This window comes from Psychrobacter sp. H7-1 (assembly GCF_904846585.1).
Taxonomy (GTDB): domain Bacteria; phylum Pseudomonadota; class Gammaproteobacteria; order Pseudomonadales; family Moraxellaceae; genus Psychrobacter; species Psychrobacter raelei.
This window is the reverse complement of the sequence record NZ_CAJHBH010000066.1, coordinates 1-7,460: the sequence shown is the minus strand read 5'-3', so window position 1 is coordinate 7,460 and position 7,460 is coordinate 1. Positions and strand designations below refer to the sequence as shown.

At 39.2% G+C, this 7,460-nt stretch carries 8 protein-coding genes; all 8 read right to left on the bottom strand.

Going from position 1 to position 7,460, the window contains the following annotated elements; translation table 11 throughout:
* Window positions 1-675: 675 nt before the first annotated feature.
* A complete protein-coding gene (locus JMX92_RS12825; RefSeq protein WP_265089795.1) occupies window positions 676-1,800 on the bottom strand; it encodes a Fic family protein in 1,125 nt (374 codons plus the stop codon).
* A 406-nt stretch (window positions 1,801-2,206) separates the two neighbouring features.
* Window positions 2,207-4,327 (bottom strand): DUF3987 domain-containing protein, encoded by a 2,121-nt coding sequence (locus tag JMX92_RS12820; RefSeq protein WP_201546039.1) that lies wholly within the window; start codon window positions 4,325-4,327, stop codon window positions 2,207-2,209.
* Window positions 4,328-4,445: 118 nt separating this feature from the next.
* Window positions 4,446-4,667 carry a hypothetical protein gene (locus JMX92_RS12815; protein WP_201546038.1) on the bottom strand — a complete coding sequence of 74 codons (222 nt, stop codon included), beginning with the start codon at window positions 4,665-4,667 and terminating at the stop codon, window positions 4,446-4,448.
* The gene (locus JMX92_RS12810) at window positions 4,667-5,329 is read right to left on the bottom strand and encodes a hypothetical protein (protein WP_201546036.1); all 663 of its coding nucleotides are present in this window, start codon (window positions 5,327-5,329) and stop codon (window positions 4,667-4,669) included. Before JMX92_RS12810 ends, JMX92_RS12815 begins: the two co-directional genes overlap by 1 nt.
* Entirely contained in the window at window positions 5,322-5,756 is a 435-nt protein-coding gene (locus JMX92_RS12805; RefSeq protein ID WP_201546034.1) for a hypothetical protein, read from the bottom strand. Before JMX92_RS12805 ends, JMX92_RS12810 begins: the two co-directional genes overlap by 8 nt.
* Before the next feature lie 2 nt (window positions 5,757-5,758).
* Entirely contained in the window at window positions 5,759-6,031 is a 273-nt protein-coding gene (locus tag JMX92_RS12800) for a helix-turn-helix domain-containing protein (protein WP_201546032.1), read from the bottom strand.
* 1 nt (window position 6,032) lies between these two features.
* A complete protein-coding gene (locus JMX92_RS12795) occupies window positions 6,033-6,272 on the bottom strand; it encodes a helix-turn-helix transcriptional regulator (RefSeq protein WP_201546030.1) in 240 nt (79 codons plus the stop codon).
* A 133-nt stretch (window positions 6,273-6,405) separates the two neighbouring features.
* Complete coding sequence (locus tag JMX92_RS12790) at window positions 6,406-7,350, bottom strand: hypothetical protein (RefSeq protein WP_201546028.1); 945 nt, start codon at window positions 7,348-7,350, stop codon at window positions 6,406-6,408.
* Window positions 7,351-7,460: the final 110 nt, after the last annotated feature.

The following is a 7,460-nucleotide window of genomic DNA, read 5'->3' as shown; positions in this document are numbered from 1 at the left end:
TCATAGTACGATTGGTTATGTGTCGCCTTTTGAGTTTGAGAGACGATACTATGATAGTCTTAATGAGTCAAACAAAGCTGCCTGACTCAAGTAATCCACTCTCCGATATACTCGGGGCGGTTCAGTATTCAGTATTCGTTCAGAATTTTTTGTAGGGTGCTGGTGTTGTGACTAGTAGACATTTGTTGACTCCATAAGCAGGCGAAAAACCTAATAATTATATGGTCTTATAATAGCAACTTTGATGGTTAAAAGTGAATTGTATCTTGTTGGACTTAAACGCCTATATATAACATCAGATGATACAGTATATGAGTAAAACCTGCCTAAACTGCCTAAAAAAGCTCTATCCCTTTAATATCAATAGATTAGATAAGTAAAATCTTTTGCCTATGACTGCCTAAACTGCCTATATGCCTGCCTAAATAGTATTGTTTAGGCAGTGTAGGCACGCATAGGCACCAGTACTTACCAAACAAAACCCCCACACCGTAAGGCATGAGGGTTATCTAGGCAATTTAGGCAATTTTTTAAGTTGTCTATAGATTTATATACTTACCTTAGTTAATAACTATATGTAAAAATCCTTAGATAATGCGTGAAACTTGAAAGATTTTACGTATTGATTTTCACTATTTTTTTATATAACTATTATATTTATCTGCTGATAACATATCATACTCTTACTAGCTCCATTAAGGGTTCAAAAGAATATAAAGTAGAGGTTCTGCCTGAACCTTCTTCCAAAACCTTTAGTATATTTTTCTCTTGTAATGTTTTACTTATACTTGACGCTGTAGAGGCAGGAATTCCGCTTTTATTTGTAAAACTACTATTTCTGAAAATAGGATAGGTAAAAATAAAATCCAAAGCAGTTAGAGACCACTTAGAGGACAATAATTCAGTAAAAACCCCCTTCATTTGTTCATAAAGTTGGCGTATTGTTTCTGCAATCTCCAAGTTGTAGGTAGCTTGATTTTTAACGGCATCCAAAAAGAACATACACCAATTATTCCAATTGCCAGTTTCTGATACCTCTCTCATTAAATCAATATAGATGTCTTTATTTTCTTCAAAGTAACCACTGATATAAAAGTGAGGTGCAGATATTGTCTTTGAACTCCATAGCATTAGAGTTATAAGCATCCGGCCAATACGACCATTACCATCCTGAAAAGGATGCAATGCTTCAAACTCTAAATGACTTACTGCTGTTTTAAGTAAAACTGGAGAATCATCATTATTTATATATTCAAACAGCCTATCTAACCCTTCATCCAGTTTTTCTGGTGAAATAGGTACAAATAAAATGCTTTTTTTATGACGATCTGCTAAGTAGTTTTGTTCTTTCTTAAACTCTCCTGGTGACTTCTGCGCTCCTCGGCCTCTTGAAAGTAGCTGTTCATGCATAGTTCTGAGCAAGGACTTACTTAAAGGATAACCATCACTCATCGCAGCTTGTACATTTTTTAGGGTTCTCTGATACAAGACTGTTTCAACAATATCACTACGTACCTGAGATGAGCTTCCATCATTATCACCATAATCAGCTTCATACTGCATAATCTCATCTAATGTACTAATCGTACCTTCCATTCGAGAAGAGATTACAGCTTCCTGGTTACGTAAAGGGGCTAATAGTATTTCACTATTATGAATATTCTTGAGCATTTGATCAAATCTTGAAATTGCATCTGTCGCCCCAAGCAGCGCATCCATTATCATTTTATAGTCTATTGACTCAGGTGGGAACTGCCCATAGTGATATTGAACAGCTTGTTCAGTACTGTAGCGCATCATAGCCTTCCCTTAACATTCAGGATAAATGTCACTTTATTAATGAGTATTATTATGAACTGGATTTAGACATCATACAAGTTTGTTTCTTGAAAAATCTAAAAAACTAGAAACAAACCGACTAGGCTCTCAAAACTAGAAACAAAGAAGGTCGCTTCTTAAAAAAGCTAAAAAACTAGAAACAAACTGACTAGGCTCTTAAAACTAGAAACAAAGAAGGTCGCTTCTTAAAAAAGCTAAAAAACTAGAAACAAACTGACTAGGCTCTCAAAACTAGAAACAAAGAAGGTCGCTTCTTAAAAATATCAATGATAAGAAGTAAGCTTATCTATATAAACTGCCAAACGTTCCAAAAAAACCCCCACACCGTAAGGCATGAGGGTCATCTAGGCAATTTAGGCACGTTTCGTTAGGTATATAATTTAGGGTTAATATAAATGACCTGCTTCTTACCTTCTGTTTCCTGTCTAATATGCCCTGCACTTTCTAGCAAATTTAACTCATTTAATAATAAGGCTTTGTTCTTTCGCATTGGTACAGGTGCGCCATTATAAACATAACTGTAATTTAGCTTGGATGGGTTCTTCCCCCTTGCTTTATCTACAAGCCAGCCACTGAGCTTTTCACTATCGTTCTGCTCTCTATTTGGGGTAGCATCAAGGTAGCGTAACCGTTCACTAGTAGAGTATTCCACCAACATAAACGCCCTATTAATATCATCAGTAGTTATGGTGTAACGCCCCTCAAAAAAAGCCATTAACGACGCTACACGGCTAGCATTCTCTGCCATACGACTGGCATAGGCTTTAAGGTATTCCAGAACCTTGCCTTTAGCCTGACGGTTCTCAATGGCTTGCATGCCATCATAAAAAGCTTGTTCTGCTTGTGCATCATGCCAGCGCACTTTAATACGCCCTTTCGAGTTAATACTAGGGTTATTCAATGGAGCAGGATCTAGCAATGTTCTACATTTATCCCAATAGGCGATAAGGTCAGTATCATCATAAGGGCTTTGTTGCCTGCGCTTGGAGTCATTCCATACCCTTTGGCCTTGTAAGCTATCAGGACAGGCAATCATAGCCCTAGCTAAGAAACCTTGGCCATTCATCATAGGGTCAGTTAAGGCCGCCTCTAATACAATGCGCTGTCCCATGAGCAATAATGTCATACGCACATCATAAGCCTGCGAGCGGGGGTTAGCGTGCTGGCTCTTTTGTGATCTAAGGCGGTTTACTGCACCATCACTATACAAGGTGGTTAAAGCAGATAACGCATTGCCAGCCGTATCACCTTTCATAGTATGGCCGTTAAAGAACTGCCCCGCTTCATCTGTTGACCAGCTAGCGTTATCCATTTCACCATTAATAAACTTATCAAGTATTGGCTCAATAGTAGCATCACCAAACATAGTTATAGGGTTATAAGGCCTTGGGTTATTGGCTAAATACTCCTTACGCTCTTTACCCTGCAATATCTCTTTTTCTGTTTCCCACTCGTTAAGCTGCTCTAAGTAGATTTGGTATTGCTCACGCTCATACGCTTTAATCTCATAATGGCTTAATCCCATAGCGACACTTTTACCACTACCACTTTCACCTTCAGTAACTAAATAAAGACTGGCTGGCATGTGCTTATGTCCCATAGGTGCATCAATAAAGCGCTGCCCTATATGAGCCAATGCACCTAATACACATTGACCAGCCATAGCCTTTGGCACCTGTGCATAGTAAGCGATTTTATCTACTACATTTTTTAATAACCCCCGCCATGCCTCCATAGGGTAAGGGGTTGGCGTGCTTGGGTCATTTGCTAAAGGCTCTGGATTGCCCCACGCTTCGGCTTGTAAGTCGGTTATGGTAGCTTCGGCCATGATGTCATCAAATGGCTTGCCCTGCTCCAACTCAAGCAATATATCAAAGGTAGTAATAACTGCCTTAACGTTATCACCTGCCAGCTTATCAAGTGTATGCTTCTTATCTACTGTGGTATTGATATAAACAGGCTGGGCTTTGGCAAAGTGTTTAATCATTGACTCAAATGACCAACTAATTAAATTAACTAATATGGTCGCTGGTTGGCCATTAATGACGTTTAAATGATGATATAGGCTGATACCATCATAAAGGCTATTAACCGCCCATAGCTGCCCATTTTTGTCCATATCTCCTATAACAAAGGCACAAGGTTGGCTTGTATCAGTAATAAGCGGCTTATTATTACTATTAGGCGTAATACTGGCAATGCTGGCAGGTTGGCCTTGGTTGTCAGTTAATACCAGCCCTATGGTGCCCGCTGTTGGTATGAACTCACCACCTATGCTAATATTACTATCAAGATATAGCAGTTTGCTATCAAGCCCCAATGTCTGATCTAAACTGTGTTCAAGGTCATATAAGCGGGTTAATACTGCATCATCTACCAGTGCTTGCCGTGTCGCTGGTTCGTATTCTATTAGCTTTGCGATTAAGCCCTTACTGTCATTAGTAGGGGCTTTTTGCTGCGTATAAGCTTTATTTGTTGCGGTAGTCATCTAATCCCCCTTGCCAGCCGTTTTATAGGCTGGCGTGTGTTTTGGCGTTTTTTAAAGTAGCGTTTGCGCTTAGCTTCTCGCTTGCTTGGCGTTGGTGGGTAATTGCGTGCTTTGTATATCACTTTAATACCCTCCATTTTTTGCGCTGCTCTACCGCCTTAGGGTCGATGTTAATAAAGCTTACTTGCTTAATGCTGATCTCAATATCAAGATTTAACGTCTTAATAAATTCCGCTACTGTTTCCGCTGTCCAATAGTCCAATATGCAATCTGTAAATTCAGGAATGATAGCTTCACCATTGCATAGCACGACATAGCGGCTGTTTGGGTCAAGACTCATTACTCACCCCCTACAATGCCAATACTTGTTTGGACTAGGAGCTTATTAAGCTTTGTTAGTAAGCTATCCATAATATTGACCCATGTTTCGCACGCCTCATAACTTAACCGTGTTAATGACACTTCTTGGGTAGTGGTTAGCTGTCTGTTAAAAATCATGTAAAGCAATTGCTTTAAATCTTCTAACGTTTCAGATACCCCCAAAACCTCGCAAGCGATGTTAGATAACTCAAAAGCACTAAGAACGATAACCTCATCGTCATCACCTTGTGTTAAATCTATTACCTTTCTGTTCAGGGGGCTTTGAGGAGTTGTTATTACATCCGGTGCCTTACTATTACCATACAGGCCAGCAATGTATTGGCGGTTTTCTGGGGTATCAATAAATAGACTTGGGGTATAGTCGTTTGTTTCTATATCGCCTATTTGTGCATCATCTGCTTGGATGAAATAACCGTTACTATCAAAAGCAATACTACTGTGGTGGGCGTGAATGCATAACAATTCAGTGTGATATTCGTATTTATGCAATATAAACCGCTTAGCGCCATAACCTAAAAACGGGCATAACACGGCATCACCTGCCTTAAATTTAGGGCAAGTGGTGTTCATGTGCACTGGTATGGTATTTGAGGAGGCGTTACGATTTGATGAGTTAGCCATGGTAACTATCTCCTGTTAGATTCTGAGTTAATGCCACGCTATAAACTGTAATCAATACAGATGATATAGGGTGACGGGTCTTACTCTCGGTTCTAACAGAAACCGCCCTGCATATTCGCCGTAAGGCTCTTTTATTTTGCAACGTCAACCCGTCATAGACGGTTTTACCCTGTGAAAGGTAATAAGGGGCTGTGTTTACTATATGCTTTGCTTGAGAGGCTAGGCAAATATTACACACAAAAAAAGCCAAAAGGTAACGGCTGGCTTGTCCGCTGTTAGATTTTGAGAGATCTTCATAATAACGTTTGTTATCATCTATCGCAATACTTTTATAGTCACTACTCGCTGGCGGATTTAATAGAAAATCAAAGATACATAGTACAAATTTTATCGGTTTACATCTGTTACTTGAAAAAAAAGTAGCCATGACTATACACCCTTCATACTATTTTTTAAGGGTTTTAATTGGCCATTCATATAGCCTGTATTAAGCCAGTAAAGCTTAAAGCGTTTACCGTCTACTTCCACTATTTCATCATCAATAGGTAGGCCTTTATTGCGTAAATCATGTATGCGCTGGGCTAAGCATGTGATGTTGTAAAGCTGGTATGCTTGCCAGGTAGAGATACTCTTACCTGCTAGCAAATGCGCCTTTATGGTCTCGCAATAGGTTCGTTTTGGGGTTTGCCGTTTCTGTGTCATATCATGCCCCCTGCTCTACATCAGACGCTTGCTGGACATTTTCTAACCACGCCAATACATCGGCATTTTTGAATAGTAAAATACCGTTAATTTCTAATGGTTTGGGGAACTTGCCAGCTTTCCACCATCTACGTAACGTTTGATGGTGTACGCCAATAAGGTTGGCTATAGGCTTGATACGGCTTTGGCCTTGAGGGTGTAGGGCTGTGACTTCTTGGGTTGGTTCTTGAATGTTTAGCATGTGCTAACTCCTATGTAATGCCAGTGATTGGCGTTATTAAGTGTTAGCAAGCTTATGATTATTTCATGATAGGTAAAATTCCCCGAACGCCGTGTTTATTGACATAAACGGGGATTTTGCGTGTTTAGGAATATTATTTTTTCATAGTTAGGGATATTTCACTAGGGGCATCTTTAGGTGTCTTGCCGCCTTTTTTTGCATAGTCAGGGGCAATATCTGATAGCCACCCTCTTATTGCTTTGTCATCAGGTAACAAGTCAGGTGCTACGCTGTGTATAACGTGCCTTACTTGCTGTACCATATCACCAGTTCTTATCGCTTTTGTAGTGTCCATACTCCATAGATAGCTGGCAAGTGCTTGGCCAGTAGCAATAACATAGGCTTTATTAGCATTATATTTAGCAATACCATTTAATTGTACGTCATCGGCTGGCATGGTGACTTGTTTAGATGTCTGTTGCTTGAGTGTGTTGTTTTCAGTAGTAAGCTTTTCTAGGTCATCTTTAAGACTATTAATAACCTGCTCATTCTTTATATCTAAATTGATATTATTAGTTTTTGATAGGCTGGATTGTGGGTTTTTAAGCTGTTGCTCAAGTTCTGCTATACGTCTTTTTAACTGTTCATTTTCGGCCTGTAACTGATTATCAGGCTGGTTTGGTAATAAGTCATCAGTTGCAGCTTGCTGGTGGATAGGCAGGACTATAGGGGTTTGCCGTCTTAGCATTTCATCAAAACTTTTACCCATTTCTTCACATAGGGCAATTAAGTTTATTTTACTGATTGTGGTTTCGGTTAGACTTATCTTTTCTTTTTTATTACCTACAAAATCGCTTTCTTCAAACATTGTTACGTTAAATAAGTTCTGGTCATTTGCAAGCGCCATAGTCTTAATTGACTCTAAATTACTTAAATACTTATCATAAAATTCATCTGGGTAGTCGTTATGTTCACGTAAATATGCTCTACTTTCATTTACTCCTATATCGCCAATATCTATACCCATAATTAAAGCAGTCAGCTGGGCAAGATTAAACGCATTAAGATAACTGGCAAAACAGGTGACCCCTGCCGTCAATCCCGTATATATAAACTTGGGAGATTTTGATTACGCAGCCTGACGATAATAATCAAACCACACCTGTCTTGGCGATTTATAGCCTAAACCCTTTTGAATCCTAGTCTGAT